The organism is Vibrio sp. FF145 (assembly GCF_041439075.1).
Taxonomy (GTDB): Bacteria; Pseudomonadota; Gammaproteobacteria; order Enterobacterales; family Vibrionaceae; genus Vibrio; species Vibrio tasmaniensis_A.
This window is the reverse complement of the sequence record NZ_JBGONH010000055.1, coordinates 16,209-34,272: the sequence shown is the minus strand read 5'-3', so window position 1 is coordinate 34,272 and position 18,064 is coordinate 16,209. Positions and strand designations below refer to the sequence as shown.

The window sequence follows — 18,064 nt, the reverse complement described above, 5'->3', positions numbered from 1 at the left end:
CTTACTACCGTTTTTGTTTTAAGTTCCCGCTAATCCGCGATGAACCAAAAAAAAGGGTTATAACCCAAATATCTGGTTTAAAAACGTGGAAATCATCACTCGTAAGTACGTGAGTAAAGAACCCGTAACCTATGTCGCCAACATCAATCGTTACTTCGTCATTTACAAACAATTGCAAGCAATCAATGCCATCCGAGAGGACGGTACAGCGAGATTACTGAACACTAACGATTAACTTCGCCCTTAACATCAGAGCTTGAGGAACAAAGGTGTTAGATAAGGTTAAAAACATAAAAGCCGCATAAGAAAACTTATGCGGCTTTTGTTTATCTAATTCTGAAGAAGCTTACGCAGAGAGCTACATCATGATACCTATATCACAAAACACTATTGAGTAAATTTCAATCAAGCACTTTCTATAGGCTGTAGTCCGCCCCTAAAAACTGGTTTAATTTTTAGCGAAGCCTTGCCTCCAACTTATCGTTTTTCATAGGGATAACAAGTATTTTTCGACAAAAAGATATCAAGACTTGCGTGAGATCACATTTGATTTTAATGCTTATCCCACCCAACCAAAACAAGATCTAAATCACATTCTTTATTCCTAAAAGTCGTAATCTGAAGTTAACCCATGAGGGATACAACAGAGGAAAACTTCTATGAAAATGAACATCACTGGTAAAAATATCGACATTACCTCTGCAATCCGTGATCACATAGAAAGCAAATTTAAGAAGCTGGATAAATGGCAAGTAGACATCATTGGCTGCCAAGCGAGCTTTAGCGAAGAACCAAATAAAAAGAAAAAATTTGAAGCCGTTCTAACGGTACCAAAAGGCCAACTTGTTGCTTCATCAATTCATGACGACCTCTACGTAGCTATTAACGAAGTAGAACAAAAACTAGAGCGTCAACTCAACAAGCTGCGCCATAAACCAGAAGCGCGCCGCGCTGAAAAGCCTGAAATCGAAGAGCTAGAAGCTGAAGTAGAATAAGGAAATATGACAGATTAAAAAATAGCGCCTCAGGGCGCTATTTTTTTGCTTGACGCTCGTAGCTCGCTTGCTTATTGTGTTTAAACATTCATAAAACAATCACTTTTTATGCACTCTCACTCTTTGTTTATTTTTGACTTCTTTTTTCTTCCGTAAATCGGAGGCTAAGTCGTTTTAGAAAAACAAGTCAAAAACGAACAAGAAGCCTCCCACACTAGGGGGGCTTTTTTATAAGGACACATTTATGACTGACCGAACAATTTCACTAGATGATATCCGCCTTCGTCTCAATGATTTAGACGACGAACTCCTAAAATTACTTTCAGAGCGTCGTAAGCTGAGTATCGAAGTCGCTAAAAGCAAGGTAGAAACGTCAAAACCCGTTCGTGATGCAGTACGAGAGCAACAACTACTAGTCAAATTGATCAACAACGGTAAAGATAAATACGAGCTTGATGCGCAGTACATTACTAAGTTGTTTCATACCATCATTGAAGATTCGGTTCTGCTGCAACAGTCATACCTGCAAAACCTTGCGAATCCACAAAGCCGTAAACCACTAGCTCGCGTTGCATTCTTAGGTTCTAAGGGATCGTATTCTCACCTTGCGAGCCGTGAATACTTCAGCCGCAAGAATATGGAATTGATTGAGCTGAACTGTAATCACTTCAAAGAAGTCGCATCGACTGTAGAATCGGGCCATGCCGACTACGGTGTACTGCCGATTGAAAATACCAGTTCAGGGTCAATTAACGAAGTCTACGATCTACTACAACACACAACGCTTTACATCGTTGGTGAACTTTCTCAACCGATTGAACACTGCTTGGTCGCGAAAAATGATATTCGTTTAGAAGACATTAAAACGCTCTATTCGCATCCACAACCTCATCAACAATGCAGTGAGTTTTTAAGCCGCCTTAAAGATGTCAGCCTTGAATCTTGTGCAAGCACAGCTGACGCTATGAAAAAGGTGAAAGATCTAGGCGGTGATGATGTGGCAGCGATTGGTAATGCATCGAGCGGCAAGCTTTATGGACTTCAACCAATCCAAGGCAACATTGCAAATCAAACTGAGAACCACACTCGTTTCATCGTGGTCGCTCGTAAGCCTGTTGAAGTATCGACTCAGATCCCAGCGAAGACGACACTCATCATGTCGACTTCTCAAGAAGCCGGTTCTTTGGTTGAAACACTGCTGATTCTGCAACGCTTAGGTATTAACATGACCAAGCTGGAATCTCGTCCTATCATGGGTAACCCTTGGGAAGAGATGTTCTATGTGGATTTAGAAGCACACTTAGATTCAGATAATATGCAGCAAGCGATAACGGAACTAACAGCCATAACTCGTCACCTAAAAGTGTTAGGTTGTTACCCAAGTGAGAACATTAAGGCTACTCAGGTTAAGTTGTCTTAACTTTTTATTATCTGTTCCCCCATTTTAACTGCTATAAGCTTTTCACTAATACAAGCATTTGGCCTACTGCAGGCCAAATGCTAAAAGAAAGTAACTAATGGAATAAAACTCGAACTAAGGAATACGCAAAGTCTGTATACTTAAAAATGAATTGGTTGTGTTACTGATTCTCACTCCTATCCACTTCAATCACCCCCACCGTACTTACTTAAGCACTCATTACTGATAATTTAATCAGTAAATACAAAAACTTAAAACCCAAACAAAACTCTTCAAACACAATATAATCGATGGCAAGAACTCTCGAAATAACATAAACTTGCGCGCTAAAATTTATAAACCATGTTGTGAATAACCATGAAGCTAAGTACTAAAATATTACTTGTGATTGCCCCCGTAATACTGATCAGTACAGCGGCTTCTAGCTATATCATCTATTCCACGCAAAAAAACAGCTTTATCAAACGTGAAGACAATGCACTGCAATTAAGCATGGAAAAATTAGCAGGCTATTTTCAACAGTCTCGTTCTTTCCTCAACAATTACTCCTACACCCTCACCAATAGTGACCTGGTTAAGCGTTATTTTATGGTTGATGAAAATGTCGACCACCAACGTGAACTGACTGATAACCTAAACGAAACGATTAAGTTACTGCAAGATGGTAACGACAGTTTTACAAGGGTCGCGTTGCTTGATAGCGATCGAGATCTTAAATATTACGCTGACAATACCAATGATCCTTTCGCAAAAATGGATCCCAAGATATTAGAGTTCATTGAGCATCAATATCAAAAAACGTTAGCAACTTCGAGTACGGACTACATACAGAATTCCCAAGGTGAAGGGGTATTAGTTCATTATGATGTTATTGATAAAAAACAGTTTCGACACCAATAAACGATCCACCCAACAATGTGTTTTTTGTGGTTGTATCTGTCTCTCTTGATAAGTTTAATTCACTACGAAAACAGATAGAGTTCGACTATCAAACTAGTTTGTTTTTTACCCCTACGTTAGTGACACAGGGGCGTGAGTTAACACAATCTATAAAGCTAGCACCTGGCCTCTACGCCACGCTCGATCCTGCACCATTCTTATTAGACAACAAACTCAAATCTATCTGGAATGAACTGAGCCTATCCTTTGCCCTATCTGCATTTGTCAGTGTTACCTTACTGCTGATCCTGCTATCTCGCTGGGTGATAAACCCGATCACCCGTTTAGATAGGCAGCTTCAAGAGGTTGAGAAAAAACAGAGAAAAAACATTGAGCGCCTAGGAACAAATGATGAGTTGGGGCGCTTATCCCAACGCTTTTATGATATGTACCAAGAGTTGGATGACACGTACCAACAGACTAAGTTGTTGGCAGAAAATGATCAGTTGACCCAAATAGCCAATAGGCACCAGTTTCAAACCTTCGTGCAGCAGTCGTTGTCAAAACCTAGTTCGAACACCGAAACCTGGGTTCTCTACTTTGATTTAGATAACTTCAAATTTGTGAACGACAAATACGGGCATCAGATCGGCGACTCGATTCTCGTCAGTTTTGCTCAGCGTATCTCCAATATTTGTAACCACTACAAAACAGAATTAAATGCCCACTGTCTGCCAGCCCGACTTTCTGGGGACGAGTTCGTTGTATACATTAATGCTCCAAATCACCAAGAAAATATCGCACATCGATTTTCGAATGATTTACTCACCCCACTACAAAAGGGGTTTGTCACCGAGTCAGGTAATTTCCCGATTACGGTCAGTATTGGTATTGCGACCCACCCTAATGATGGCGATACAATCGAGAAGCTTCTTTCGAATGCTGATACCGCGATGTATCAAGCCAAACGTGCAGGTAAAAACCAGTTTGCAGATTACTCGTTAGACTTAGATAAAACCATTCAGCGTCAAGCCAGTATTGAGAGCGCCCTCAGAGAAAATAATTTTGATGAAGAGTTTAAGCTCGTTTACATGCCTTATATGGACTCAACAGGAAGTTATATTATTGGTGTAGAAGTGCTATTACGTTGGCACTCGAAACACCTTGGTTTAGTGCCACCCGATGAATTCATTCCTATCGCCGAACAAACCGGATTATTTGAAATAATTGATCGCTGGGTTATCCAGAATGCATTTGCTTCATTCCATCAACTTCAAGCTCAATTCGATCACTCTATTCAGCTATCGATTAACTTATCTTCAGCCGGGATTAAAACCACTCACCTTGCTGATTTCATCAAAGAGCATGCGAAAATCAATCAGATTCCGCCCAATTTGATCGATTTTGAAATCACAGAAACCTTTTACTCAAACTCTCAGGGGTTCCCATTACTTAACCAGTTATCATACATGGGCTATAGATTAGCAATCGACGACTTTGGTTCTGGTTACACCTCGATCACTCAACTGGTTCAGTATCCAACTCAGAAGATTAAATTGGATAAAACCTTTTTGGACACCTTGATTGAGACAGATAACCAGAACATAGTGAAACCGATTATCGGGCTATGCCATGCTCAAGGGAAAAAGGTCACAGCCGAAGGAATTGAAACTCAATGCATGCATCAGTGGTTACAAGATGCGCAGTGCGATATGCTGCAAGGCTATTATTTTGGTAAGCCTATGCCATTAGAAGAGCTGACGGAATGGTACCGACAGCATCAACTCAATTTTATCGATAATAAAAAGAATCAACCACATGAAATCTGTAATCATCGCATCGCTGAATCCAGCTAAAATTAGCGCCGTTAAAAGTGCATTCTTATCTGCTTTTCCTGATACTGAATTTGACTTCAAAGGCATCAGCGTCCCTAGTGGCGTTGCCGATCAACCCATGAGTAATGAAGAAACCTATCAAGGAGCAGTAAACCGCGTGCACAACGCAACTCAAGCTCAACCTGATTCGGATTTTCATGTTGGATTAGAGTCTGGAATCGAAGGAAAGGTTACATTTGCTTGGATGGTCGTTGAAGCAAACGGTCAGCGCGGAGAATCTCGATCTGCAAGCTTGATGCTGCCACCTGTTGTGCTTGATAAGCTCCAGCATGCGAATGAGCTAGGGGATGTTATGGATGATGTGTTTGGCACAGATAATATCAAACAAAAAGGCGGGGCGATTGGCCTACTAACACATAACCAACTAACACGCAGCTCTGTCTATCATCAGGCTTTAATTTTAGCGCTGATCCCATTTGTGAATCCAGAGCACTTTCCTATCTAGATCTTCGCTAAACTTCGAAAGTCTCAGAGAACAATCACCAGAAATAAAAAACGCTAACATTCAGTTAGCGTTTTTATCGAATTCATAGCCACACTACTCAGTGGTTGCTTAACTCTGTTATTGTTTGAGCAAAAGGTCGGCGATCACGGCTTTCTCTTGTTCAGATTTGGCCTTTAGCTCATTCGAGCCTCTGGTTATCGTCGCGACACCTACTCCCAGCATTTGGCTAACCTGTCGTTGCGACATCTCACCTTTCATCAGCTCACAAAAGATATTAATTCGAGCAACCAAAGCATCTCGCTCGTCTGGTGTCATCATCATGGTCAACAATAGTTCATGTTGATCTTTTTCGACAGCCGTCTTTATCAAGTCCATCAGTTGTTGCCAATTCTCATATTCAGGTTGTGATGCCATATCTCTACACTTACTTTTAAATTCTGACTTTAAAGAGTCGCTTAACGATTGAAAGCGTCGAACACTTTATACCGAAACACTTGATGTGATCCAATGTAAAAAGGCAGTAAGTGGAAATGGTTCGCACTCACTGCCTTTAATATTACTCAGCTTGGAGAAAAATGCAGAAAGCTTAGTATTTTGTTTTTGCCTCGTGAGGTGCTAAAAACGCCCCTTTCTCACCCAGGATATCTCGATAGTAAGTCTCAAACATCAAGATATTCTGAACGTAACCACGAGTCTCTTTAAATGGGATCATCTCGATAAAAGCAAATGCATCGAGCTTTTCATCGCTGCGTGATCGCCACTGTTTCACACGACTAGGGCCAGCATTATACGCGGCAAATGCGAAGATGCGGTTATCATCATATTGAGCGAGTAGGCCATCTAAATAATGACTGCCTATCTCAATATTCTTACCTACATCATAAAGATCATCGCTGCCCTGGTACTTAATCTTATGTTTGTTAGCCGTGTATTGCGCCGTCTTTGGCATAATTTGCATGATGCCACGCGCGCCAACTGGAGAGCGAGCCTCTGAATCCATCGCACTCTCTTGTCTTGCTAAAGACATCAAAGTAATTGGATCGAGATCGTGCTTCTCGGCATAGAAATTAAACCACCACTTATGAGCGACAGGGAAACGTAACGCAATGTTATCCCACATCTTCGCAGAAATACTCGCCGTTACCGTAAAGTGATTCCATCGCTGTGTCGCAGCATGAGCAGCAAGCATCGCTTTTTGCTCTTTATCTGCATGACTTAATAACCAGCGCCACTCACTCTTTGCAGCCGCTATTTTATCTCGCTCAATCAGCTCACCTATGCGAACCAAAGAAGTGTCGAATGGTTTCACCATTTCTGCACTGTATTTAAGGGTCGACGTTGGATAGCTAACAAGCTTATTTAATTGCTTAGCGGCAGCCACACTATAGAAATTACGCTGACCCAAAATGTCTGACAATCGCTTATTACCTTCAGCAGTATCGCCTAGCGCAATCTCAGCTCTACCCTGCCAATACTGCCAGCGAAGCGAAGCTTGATGTTTACCATCTAAGCGCGCAATCCACTCTTTCAAACCCGTCCAATCGGCATGTTGAATAGCTAAGCGAGCACGTCTTTCCAGCAAAACTTGCTTTGATGAACTCGCGAGCATTTTGTCTCGCCACGCCATCAACTCTTCAGAGTCGGTATTGATCAAGCGGAACGCTAGGTAATCCGCGAGCTCTTGGGATTTTTCTTTCGAAAATTTTTGAGCTTTCACAACATCATCAAAAACCTCTTGAGCGCTGCTTGCGGATTTCCTTACTAGCTTCTCGAAACCAAATTCGGTTTGTGCTTGGTAGAATTCATTCGCTGGGTGCTTCTTAGCAAACGCGAGTACATCTTCAGGCTTGTTGTACAACGCCTTCATCTGCTTCGCTTGAGTAATTGACTCATCATGATCTAATTGCTTAACCAAGTAGCTCATTAACTTACCGTTTCGACTCTCGAACGCTAAAAGCATTCTGTCCAGAATCAGCTGATCCGTTCTTAAGCCCGCTTCATCCCAGCTTTCGAAAAGTGAATCACAGTTATCATCAACACCACTGCCACTTAACCAAAGTTGTTTCGCACCTTTAAAGGCGAGATCTTGATTACCTTGTTCATAATTAGCGCGGTAATAGATACATTGATATTTTTCACCAACAGGCTCTTGGGTTTGAAACTCAAGGATCGTCTTCCACTGTTTTTGAGCCGCCAATAAATCTAAATAAGGCGCTCGTATACGATTGGAAAACGGCAGTGCTTTGTTCTCTTCAATAAAAGCATCCACCTCGCTTGGCGTTCGATCACCTAAGCCCAGTAAAAAGGCGCGATAGTCAGTGTAAGGTGTTAACGGGTATGTTTGAATTTTGTTACGAAGTGCTGAATAAGCTTTTAGATCACGGTTGTCTAAAACCTCTTGCGCTCTGTCATAAACATCACGCTGCATTTCAAGCTCGGAAGCATTGCTGGCCATAGCCATTGGAGCCTGTGAAAATGAAAACAAAATTGCCGATGCAGCGACAGCAATTTTCGTATTACCAATGCGGAAAAACATTCGCTCTTTCCTTAGTGCGTGTATGAATACGTGAAGTCTATTTACGCCCGACATCACATCAAATGTAAAGAGTTTGAGTGTAAATATTGTTAATATTTAACACATCGCCTCGAAAGCTTATTAAATATAGTTTTAATGACCAATGTGACAATAATAGGTGAGGATTAGTTCAAGAATGGCTTTTCTGTCCTAGGAGTAACATCTTTGAGAATATTGGTATAAAATAGCAAACAATTTTGAACAATAATTAGGATCGATCGGCAATGGCTGAATACGTATATACCATGTCTCGGGTGAGCAAAACTGTTCCACCTAAGCGTCAAATTCTTAAAGACATTTCTCTTAGCTTTTTTCCTGGCGCTAAAATCGGTGTTTTGGGTCTAAATGGTTCAGGTAAATCTACCCTACTACGTATCATGGCTGGTATTGATACTGATATTGATGGTGAAGCACGTGCACAACAAGGTCTAAAAGTAGGTTACCTACCTCAAGAACCTGTACTAGACGAATCAAAAACCGTTCGTGAAATCGTAGAAGAAGCGGTTTCAGATGTTGCTGACGCACTTAAGCGCATCGACGCAGTATATGCCGCTTACGCAGAACCTGATGCAGATTTCGATGCATTAGCGAAAGAGCAAGGTGAGCTTGAAGCACTGATCCAAGCAAAAGATGGTCATAACCTAGAGACAGCTCTAGAGCGAGCTGCAGATGCACTTCGTCTTCCTGAGTGGGATGCGAAAATCGAATTCCTATCAGGTGGTGAACGTCGTCGTGTTGCTATCTGTCGTCTACTTCTTGAGAAGCCAGACATGCTGCTTCTTGATGAACCAACCAACCACTTGGATGCAGAATCAGTTGCTTGGCTTGAGCATTTCCTTGTTGATTACAGCGGTACTGTTGTGGCGATTACCCACGACCGTTACTTCCTAGACAACGCTGCAGGTTGGATTCTAGAACTTGACCGTGGTGAAGGTATCCCATGGGAAGGTAACTACACATCTTGGCTAGAACAGAAAGATGAGCGTTTGAAGCAAGAAAAAGCAGGCGAAAGCGCACGTCAAAAAACGATTGAGAAAGAACTTGAATGGGTTCGTCAAAACCCTAAAGGTCGTCAAGCTAAGTCTAAAGCTCGTATGGCTCGTTTTGAAGAAATGACGACTGGCCAATACCAGAAGCGTAACGAAACCAACGAATTGTTCATCCCACCAGGTGAGCGTTTAGGTGACAAGGTACTTGAAGTTAAGAACCTAACGAAGTCATTTGGTGATCGCGTTCTTATCGATGACCTATCATTCAGCATGCCTAAAGGCGCTATCGTTGGTATCGTTGGTGCCAATGGTGCGGGTAAATCAACACTATTCAAGATGCTAAGTGGCGCAGAACAGCCAGATTCAGGCACAGTTGAACTTGGCGAAACGGTTAAGCTTGCTTCTGTTGATCAGTTCCGTGACAGCATGGACGACACCAAAACAGTATTCCAAGAGATCTCTGAAGGCGCTGATATCATTAAGATCAACAACTTCGAAATCCCTGCACGTGCTTACTGTTCTCGTTTCAACTTCAAAGGCAACGACCAACAGAAAATCATCGGTCAGCTTTCTGGTGGTGAACGTAACCGTGTTCACCTTGCGAAACTGCTGAAAGCAGGCGGCAACGTACTGCTACTCGATGAACCAACCAATGACCTTGATGTCGAAACTCTACGTGCACTTGAAGAAGCGCTGCTTGAGTTCCCTGGCTGTGCAATGGTTATCTCGCATGACCGTTGGTTCCTTGACCGTATTGCGACCCATATCTTAGACTACCGTGATGAAGGTCAAGTTAACTTCTACGAAGGTAACTATACTGAATACACAGAGTGGCTGAAAAAGACTCTGGGCGCACAAGCGGCTGAACCGCACCGTATCAAGTACAAGCGTATTGCTAAGTAAATTAGTTGTATTTTGAACAAAGGCCGCGATAATAGCGGCCTTTGATATATCTGGCTTACTATTTACCTATTGATATAGAGAAATTACCTATGCTTGAAAGACGTCAATTTTCACGAGTTATTTATCAAGTCCCGACTGAGATCTCACAAGGACAAGTAAAAGTATCAGGCTCGGTGCAAGACTTATCTCTTCATGGTTTACTCATTCAGTGTGATAAATGGCAGCAACTCAGCCACGATGCTCCTGTTCAAGTCAGCTTTAAGCTCACCAACAGTGATATCAATATTCAGTTAGAAGCAACGATAGTCTCTACCATCAATACCTCAATGCGTTTACGCATAGAGCATTTAGATATTGATAGTATTAGCCACCTTAAGCGCCTTGTTGAGCTTAATGTCGGCGACGATGAACTGCTTTATAGAGAGATTGAACACCTTACCGATTTGGGTAAGGAATAATATCTCCATTACCCTTTTTTCTATTAGAAGCATTTAGTTAATACAGAACCATGTCTAAAAAAATTTCCATTACTATTCCCTCTAACCAAGGGGAACAGACGTTTTACTTCGGCCGAAAAGCCGTGCTCATGTGCACCACTGCCATTTTTTCAGTGCCACTGTTAATTGGCGGAGCTGCATACATGCACTTCGAAGGTAAACAAGAGCTCGCGATGCAAGCAGGCGATGCACAACAGTTGATTGAAACGCTGATTGTTGAAAAAGAGCAAACCGAGTTTCTTTACGCTGAGCAGGTAGAAACCAATCACTCGTTATCGCAAACACTGACAGAAAAAGAAGGCACCATTCAACTGCTTGGTAAGCGTGTATTTGATGTGGAATCCGTGCTGGGTCTTGCTGATGAAGAACTGCTTACAGATGATATTTCTTTAGAAGATCGCATTGATGCGGCTGCAGTCGATTCAGCAGTAAGAGCCACGATGTTCCGTTTGATTCCAAACGACAGTCCGATGGCTTATCAACGTATCTCTTCTTCTTATGGTAGCCGCACTAACCCTATTTCAGGTAAACGCCATGTACATACTGGTATCGATCTAACGTGTAAGCGTGGTGAAGATATTGTAGCGCCCGCAGATGGAGTCATTGAAACGGTACGCCCAAGTAAAAAAGGCTTCGGTAACTTTATTACTATGCGTCACTCGTTCGGCTTCATGAGTTCTTACGCGCACCTACAAAAATTCAAAGTTCGCAGCGGTCAGTTTGTGAGTAAAGGTGATGTGATCGCAAGCTGTGGTAACTCAGGTAACTCAACCGGGCCACACTTGCATTATGAAGTACGCTTCCTTGGTCGTTCACTGAACCCTCAATACTTGATGGATTGGACACCGGAGAACTTCAACTACGTGTTCGAGAAAGAGAAAAAGGTTAAGTGGGGTCCACTGGTTCAACTGATTGATAATGTGGTTCGCTTGCAAATCAACCTGACGAATGTGCCTTACATTAGCTCGACCATCGACACGGTATCGAGCGAAGATAGCAAAAAACCTATCACGACTAACTAGTTGTTAATAGATAAGACCTGTTGGTTTGGCCTATGATGATCTCATTGCTTTTAGCCTACTGTAGGCCAAATGCTTTCATAGCGTTCAGTACAAACAAAAAGAGCGACCAGATGGTCGCTCTTTTTTATGATTTCAAATCAGTATTAGCCACGATGAATCGAGTCATGTGCTTGTTTTAAAAGGTTTTGGCTCTCTTGCAAGAACTGCTGCGAGTAGTCGCCAAACCAATCACTGACTTGATTAAAGCTATCAACGAATTTGGCTTTATCTTTCCCATCCAAGATTTCTAATGCTTCACCGAAACGACTATGGAAACGTCGAATCATCTCAATGTTCTCATCAGAAGAAAGAATGATATCACCGTACAAGTTCGGGTCTTGAGCAAACAGACGACCAACCATCGCAATCTCAAGCCGGTAGATTGGAGAGCTTAGCTTCAGAAGCTGATCAATATTCGGGTTCTCTTTACTTAGGTGCAAGCCGTAAGCAAAAGAGGTGAAGTGGCGTAGTGCTTGAATCAGAGTCATACCGTGATCGTGTTCAGCAGCATCCATCTGGCAAAGGCTCGCGCCCCAAATACCAAATTGATTCAGTAACCATTGGTAGCTTTCAGAGCCACGCCCATCGCTGTAAACAATCACTTGTTTCGCAAGGCTTGGAACATCAGGACCAAACATTGGGTGTAACCCAACCACTGGGCCTTGGTGCATGTTCATCATTGCTTGTAGAGGCTTTGATTTTATCGACGTCAAATCACAAAGAATACAATCGCTTGGTAGGTTACCCAACTTCGCAATCACACCTTCTGTCAGGTGAATTGGAACCGTTACAACCACAAGGCCAGCATTATCTAAGATCTCATCGGCTTTGTCCCAATCTTGGCTGCCAAGGATTTTCACTTCGTAACCAGAAAGCTTGAACATACGTCCAAACAGACCACCAAGCTGACCATTACCACCAACGATAACCACTGAACGTAACTCTGGGTTAAGGCACTTAAAACCAGAATCTTTTTCACTGGCATAAGACTCACGCATCGTACGACGTAAAATATCTTCGATTAACTGCGGTGGTACTCCTATTTTCTCGGCTTCTTGACGACGAGATGCCAACATCGCGGCTTCACGTTCCGGTACATAAATAGGTAAACCATGTTCACTTTTTACTTCACCGACTTTCTCCACTAGAGCCAGTCGTTGAGCCAGTAAATCCAACATTTGTTTATCGACAGCATCGATTTGGTCGCGTAATTCGTTCAGTTCAACGGCCATTTTATTCCTTACTCATCTATAAGCCCGTGCCAATCTAAAAGCCCGCACTGATGCAGGTTCGTTAGCAACAGATCTTAAAATGCCCCATTAGATGAGGCACTTAAATTTAAACTCTGACTAACCTTTCAAGCGGTTCTCTAAGAACGGGACTAATTCCGTATGTGCATGTTTCAATAGTGCCTCAGTTGAATCCCAATTGATACACGCGTCGGTAATAGATACACCGTATTTCATCTCATTGAGAGGTATATCTGAAGATTGGTTTCCTTCGTTAATATGGCTCTCAATCATCAGGCCGATAATCGACTTATTACCTTCACGAATCTGATGGATGACATCTTCAGCCACCAGCGGTTGACGACGGAAATCTTTACGAGAGTTCGCATGACTACAGTCGACCATTAGTGCCGCCTCTAAGCCAGACTTGCCCAGCTCTTGCTCACATTCGTGTACCGATACTGAATCGTAGTTCGTCTGCTTACCGCCACGTAAAATTACGTGACCATTTGGGTTACCTTGCGTCGTGAGTAGTGCGACTTGACCTTCACGACTGATACCCATGAAACGGTGGCTAGAAGAAGCCGCCTGCATTGCATTGATTGCAGTACCTAGATTGCCATCCGTACCATTTTTAAAGCCGATTGGCATTGAAAGACCACTCGCCATTTCACGGTGAGTTTGTGATTCAGTCGTACGAGCGCCGATTGCTGCCCAGCTGAATGTATCTGCTAGGTATTGCGGACTGATTGGATCTAGCGCTTCCGTCGCTAGTGGGATTTCCATCTCAGCAAGTTCAACAAGTAACTCACGACCAACATGCAGACCATGCTCAATATCGAAAGTGCCATCTAGGTGCGGGTCATTGATCAAGCCTTTCCAACCAACAGTGGTACGAGGCTTCTCAAAGTAAACACGCATTACAATATACAGTTGATCGCTAAGCTGCTCAGATAAAGCTTTTAAGCGTTTCGCGTACTCTTTCGCCGCTTCAATATCATGGATAGAACATGGGCCACATACTACAAGCATGCGATGATCTTTCTTATGAATAATGTCTGCAATAGTTTGACGAGACTCTTGAATGAAACGACGAGCATTATCACTCAAAGGCAGTTTTGCTTTTAACTCCTCTGGAGTAATCAGTACTTGTTCGTCGATGATATTGACATTGCTTAATTCACTTTTCTGCATAACTCAACCTGTATATTTATTTTTACACCCAATATTTCCATTTGGGCTGACAATCTTTAAAAACACAATAACAGCTACAAAAACGATTGCAAGTGTAAACAATAAAAAACATTCAGTGTAAATTTAAATTTACATGCTCACTTTAATTAACTCTAATACACAAACCAGCTTAAACTGCACCTCACACATACAAAAAAGGCGATATTTCTCATATCGCCTTCTTCAAACTTATAGAGTGTTTATTTATCACCCAGCATTTAACATTCGCTTAATTTGCTCTGAGGCCTCTTTCCATCGACTATCCGAGTGAAGCGTCGATAAATCAAAGCTGTGCTTTTTAAGCAATGAGTTGGCTAAAGGCACCTCTTGAATTGCTAAATGATCAAGAGCCTCAATTTGTGCATCTCGCTTATTACACATCAGCACCATGTCACAGCCAGCATTCAAGGCTGCTTTCGCTCTGTCTGCTGGCCCGCCCATAATGGCAGCGCCTTCCATCGTTAAGTCATCAGAGAACACTAAGCCTTTGAATCCAAGCTGCTGCTTCAATACTTTCTGCAACCAATACTGTGAGCCACTCGCTGGCTGATCATCATAGTGAGAGAAAACCACGTGTGCTGGCATCATGGCATCCAATATTCCGGCTTCAATTTGCGCCTTGAAGATCGCCATGTCAGTTTCAAATATATCGTCTCTAGGATCGTAAGGCGTTTCAAGGTGCGAATCAGCAATCACGCCACCGTGTCCTGGGAAGTGCTTCCCTGTTGTCGCCATTCCAACCGATTTCATGCCTTTAATAAAAGCACTGCTGTGGCGAACGATGGTATCAATATCTTCACCAAACGCTCGGCTACCAATCGCTTTACAGTCGTGACCTTTATCTAATACAGGCGCAAAGCTCAGATCGATATCATGGGCAATCAATTCCGCCGCCATCAACCAACCGGCTTGTTCTGCTAACTGCTCACCATTATTCTTAGTCGCGAATTCTTGAGCGGCAGGGATAATTGAAAAGCCATCGCGAAAGCGCTGAACTCGGCCGCCTTCTTGGTCAACGCCAATCAAAATAGGACGTTTCGCTACCTTACGGATCTCTTTATTTAACGCCGAAAGCTGTTTGCTATCGTGGTAGTTTCGAGCGAATAAGATGAGACCACCAACGGTTGGGTGCTCTAAAATTTCTCTGTCTTCAGCTGTCAGTTCGTAGCCCGCGACATCTACCCACAACGGTCCCATATTTATCCCTTATTAAACCTAATTTCATAAACTTCCCGAGATTATTCTCTTTAAATTTGCTTTACAATGTTTTTAAACCAATCTGTGGAAGACTTTAGGAATGCAGTGCAAGAGCTTAGGAATGGATCGTAAAGAACTGTATATCGGTGTGATGTCGGGAACGAGTATGGACGGTGTTGATACCGCCTTAGTGTCGATTGAAGATTCGCGCATCACATTGCTCGCTCATGATGAGTTCCCAATGCCTGATGATCTCAAAGCGCGTCTGCTTGAAGTTTGTATTGGTCAGAAAACGGATTTGATTGCCATTGGCGAACTAGACCACCAGCTTGGTCATCTATTTGCTGATGCTGTTCTGCAACTTCTCGATAAGTCAGGTACGCCTGCATCTTCTGTGACTGCGATTGGGAACCATGGCCAAACAGTATTCCACCAGCCAACCGGTACTTCGCCATTTACCATGCAGTTGGGTGACGCTAATATCATTGCCGCTAAAACAGATATTCAAACGGTTGCCGACTTCAGACGCAAAGACATGGCGCTTGGCGGACAAGGTGCGCCATTAGTCCCCGCGTTTCACCATACGATTTTTCACCCGCGAGACAGCTCGGTTGTAGTCTTGAATATTGGTGGTATCTCGAATATTTCAGTACTGCGCCCGAATCAGCCTACTCTTGGTTATGATACAGGCCCCGGCAATATGTTGATGGACGCTTGGGTTGATACGCACACGGGTGAGAAGTTTGACCGTGATGCGCAATTCGCACTTAAAGGTCAACTCAGTCAAGCCTTGCTCGAACAGTTATTAAATGAATCTTATCTATCTCAAATGCCGCCGAAAAGCACTGGCAGGGAGCTATTTAATCTACCGTGGTTAGAGCAACAATTAACAGAATTTAAAGACCTTGCAGCAGAAGATGTTCAGCACACACTTTGTGAATACACTGCATTGACGATAGCGAATGAAGTGGAGACTTATCGCTTGGGTAACCAACCTGCGCTCTATGTGTGTGGCGGGGGTACGAGAAATCCACTGTTGATGAAGAGACTGTCTGAACTGCTTCCTGGCTGGGAGGTTGAGTCAACCACCAGTAAAGGCGTTGATGCCGATTATATGGAAGCTATGGCCTTTGCGTGGCTTGCTCAACGTCATGTTCATCAACTGCCAAGCAATTTACCAGAAGTGACTGGCGCGAGCAGAGCGGCCTCTCTAGGCGTTCTCTATCGTGCTGACTAAACAACTTTAGAACCATCATTTTAGAATCACCATTTAAGGATCATTATGAGTAACGACGCTCTCATATCAGCGCTCTCGCACCTCGTTTCGGAGGGGAGAAACCCTGACACTATGGATATTGATCTACTCACCTCTCTCGAAGTGGTTGAAAAGATTAACCAACAAGACAAACAGGTACCACTGGCGATCGAAGCCGAATTACCACTGATCGCGAAAGCGGTTGACAAGATCGCTCACGCCTTTCAAAACGGTGGCCGACTGATCTATATGGGTGCAGGCACCAGTGGTCGATTAGGTGTATTAGATGCCTCAGAGTGCCCTCCGACTTTCGGTGTTTCAGACAAAATGGTTATCGGCTTAATCGCTGGCGGACCAGAAGCGATTTTAAAAGCCAAAGAGGGAGCGGAAGATTCGCTGACTCTCGGTATTGAAGACCTCAAAGCGATTCAGTTTTCAGAAAATGATGTCGTGGTAGGTATTGCAGCAAGCGGTCGTACACCTTACGTGATTGGTGCACTCAATTACGCCAATCAGCTTGGCGCGGTGACGGTTGCGCTGTCTTGTAACCCAGGCTCTCCAATTGCTGAGATTGCTCAAATCGCAATTAGCCCAGTGGTTGGCCCAGAAGCCTTAACGGGATCAACTCGTTTAAAATCAGGGACAGCGCAAAAATTGGTGCTCAACATGCTGACCACAGCCAGCATGATTCGTATCGGTAAGAGCTACCAAAATCTGATGGTCGACGTAAAAGCGACCAATGAAAAGTTAGTTGCCCGCGCTGCTCGTATCGTTATCCAAGCAACAGAGTGTGATAAGGCACTGGCAGTCTCGACACTTAAAACGACTGATTACGATGTGAAGTTATCGATTTTGATGATTCTAACAGGGCTAGATTTAGAATTGGCCAAGGCTCAGCTTGATAAGCAAAATGGCTTCTTGAGAAAAGCAGTCGAGAATAATCAGTAATCTCAATTCTGTTTGTAGCTTCTCATTTAGAGAGTAACTTTAACTACATACAAAAAGACCAGTACACATGCAGTACTGGTCTTTTTTAGTTTTCATTTGTTATCGCTAGCTTGGGCTTAATAGTCGTTCGAGAACTCATCCCAGCCACGTTGCCATTCCATACGGAAACGTTGAGCGTCTTCCGTACCAGAACACACGCCTTCATACACTTGACCAGATAAACCAATCTGATAAGCATGGTTCGGATTACAATATTCAGTCACACCTAGGTGATAACCTTCTGTATAGCTAGCTTGATCGACTCCGCCAAGCTCGGCCATATCTGAATAAGAACGCTGAGTGTGGCCTTTGATACCATCACGATAGCCAATCTCTTGCCAATTGCCTTCGGCGGCTAAATCTTGAACATTGGCGCTGCATCCTGCAAGGCTAAATGCCACGGCGAATAATGCGATTATTTTTTTCATTTCAATCCTTTATATTGTTACTTCATCACTTTCTGACGAAGCGCTGCCTTTGTGGCGATTCTCCGCTGAACACTGA

Annotated in this window: 14 protein-coding genes, 2 pseudogenes and 1 other annotated feature; of the genes and pseudogenes, 10 read left to right on the top strand and 6 right to left on the bottom strand. The window is 43.1% G+C overall.

The features are described 5' to 3' along the window. Positions 1-46 precede the first annotated feature (46 nt). The 5 genes and pseudogenes from ACED42_RS18050 to yjjX all read left to right on the top strand — a co-directional run. Positions 47-235, top strand: a pseudogene (locus tag ACED42_RS18050) (lytic transglycosylase F); the annotation flags it as partial. 424 nt (positions 236-659) lie between these two features. Next, on the top strand, positions 660-995 hold the full coding sequence (hpf, locus tag ACED42_RS18045) for a ribosome hibernation-promoting factor, HPF/YfiA family (protein WP_004735034.1): 336 nt from the start codon (positions 660-662) through the stop codon (positions 993-995). A 110-nt stretch (positions 996-1,105) separates the two neighbouring features. Beyond that, positions 1,106-1,227, top strand: a sequence feature (Phe leader region). A 12-nt stretch (positions 1,228-1,239) separates the two neighbouring features. After that, positions 1,240-2,415 carry a prephenate dehydratase gene (gene pheA / locus ACED42_RS18040; RefSeq protein WP_017098363.1) on the top strand — a complete coding sequence of 392 codons (1,176 nt, stop codon included), beginning with the start codon at positions 1,240-1,242 and terminating at the stop codon, positions 2,413-2,415. 357 nt (positions 2,416-2,772) lie between these two features. Further along, positions 2,773-5,150: pseudogene (locus tag ACED42_RS18035) on the top strand (EAL domain-containing protein). Beyond that, positions 5,113-5,634, top strand: coding sequence for an inosine/xanthosine triphosphatase (gene yjjX / locus ACED42_RS18030; RefSeq protein ID WP_017098361.1), 522 nt, complete (start codon positions 5,113-5,115; stop codon positions 5,632-5,634). The pseudogene ACED42_RS18035 and the gene yjjX overlap by 38 nt, the downstream one beginning before the upstream one ends. A gap of 117 nt (positions 5,635-5,751) precedes the next feature. Here yjjX and trpR read toward each other — a convergent pair whose 3' ends face one another. Both trpR and ACED42_RS18020 read right to left on the bottom strand, forming a co-directional pair. After that, positions 5,752-6,048 (bottom strand): trp operon repressor, encoded by a 297-nt coding sequence (gene trpR, locus ACED42_RS18025; protein WP_371703620.1) that lies wholly within the window; start codon positions 6,046-6,048, stop codon positions 5,752-5,754. A gap of 172 nt (positions 6,049-6,220) precedes the next feature. After that, positions 6,221-8,170: a transglycosylase SLT domain-containing protein gene (locus tag ACED42_RS18020; protein WP_371703618.1), complete on the bottom strand. Its 1,950-nt coding sequence runs from the start codon at positions 8,168-8,170 to the stop codon at positions 6,221-6,223. A gap of 263 nt (positions 8,171-8,433) precedes the next feature. Between ACED42_RS18020 and ettA the strand changes: the two genes are divergently transcribed. The 3 genes from ettA to ACED42_RS18005 all read left to right on the top strand — a co-directional run bounded on the left by ettA (position 8,434) and on the right by ACED42_RS18005 (position 11,620). Continuing rightward, the gene (ettA, locus tag ACED42_RS18015; RefSeq protein WP_009848459.1) at positions 8,434-10,101 is read left to right on the top strand and encodes an energy-dependent translational throttle protein EttA; all 1,668 of its coding nucleotides are present in this window, start codon (positions 8,434-8,436) and stop codon (positions 10,099-10,101) included. Between the two features lie 89 nt (positions 10,102-10,190). Further along, on the top strand, positions 10,191-10,559 hold the full coding sequence (locus ACED42_RS18010) for a PilZ domain-containing protein (protein WP_029225872.1): 369 nt from the start codon (positions 10,191-10,193) through the stop codon (positions 10,557-10,559). A gap of 50 nt (positions 10,560-10,609) precedes the next feature. Then, positions 10,610-11,620, top strand: a complete 1,011-nt coding sequence (locus ACED42_RS18005) for a M23 family metallopeptidase (protein ID WP_017084806.1) — start codon at positions 10,610-10,612, stop codon at positions 11,618-11,620. Between the two features lie 143 nt (positions 11,621-11,763). Here ACED42_RS18005 and tyrA read toward each other — a convergent pair whose 3' ends face one another. The 3 genes from tyrA to nagZ form a co-directional block, all read right to left on the bottom strand. Further along, positions 11,764-12,891, bottom strand: coding sequence for a bifunctional chorismate mutase/prephenate dehydrogenase (gene tyrA, locus ACED42_RS18000; protein ID WP_017072892.1), 1,128 nt, complete (start codon positions 12,889-12,891; stop codon positions 11,764-11,766). Positions 12,892-13,008: 117 nt separating this feature from the next. Next, positions 13,009-14,082: a 3-deoxy-7-phosphoheptulonate synthase gene (locus ACED42_RS17995; protein ID WP_012603285.1), complete on the bottom strand. Its 1,074-nt coding sequence runs from the start codon at positions 14,080-14,082 to the stop codon at positions 13,009-13,011. A 246-nt stretch (positions 14,083-14,328) separates the two neighbouring features. Continuing rightward, positions 14,329-15,318, bottom strand: a complete 990-nt coding sequence (gene nagZ / locus ACED42_RS17990) for a beta-N-acetylhexosaminidase (protein ID WP_371703615.1) — start codon at positions 15,316-15,318, stop codon at positions 14,329-14,331. A 121-nt stretch (positions 15,319-15,439) separates the two neighbouring features. Between nagZ and ACED42_RS17985 the strand changes: the two genes are divergently transcribed. Together ACED42_RS17985 and murQ are read left to right on the top strand one after the other, a co-directional pair. Further along, the gene (locus ACED42_RS17985) at positions 15,440-16,555 is read left to right on the top strand and encodes an anhydro-N-acetylmuramic acid kinase (protein WP_371703614.1); all 1,116 of its coding nucleotides are present in this window, start codon (positions 15,440-15,442) and stop codon (positions 16,553-16,555) included. 45 nt (positions 16,556-16,600) lie between these two features. Next, on the top strand, positions 16,601-17,521 hold the full coding sequence (gene murQ / locus ACED42_RS17980; RefSeq protein ID WP_371703612.1) for an N-acetylmuramic acid 6-phosphate etherase: 921 nt from the start codon (positions 16,601-16,603) through the stop codon (positions 17,519-17,521). A gap of 116 nt (positions 17,522-17,637) precedes the next feature. Here murQ and ACED42_RS17975 read toward each other — a convergent pair whose 3' ends face one another. Further along, positions 17,638-17,988, bottom strand: coding sequence for a DUF2799 domain-containing protein (locus ACED42_RS17975; protein ID WP_009848451.1), 351 nt, complete (start codon positions 17,986-17,988; stop codon positions 17,638-17,640). Between the last annotated feature and the right edge of the window lie 76 nt (positions 17,989-18,064).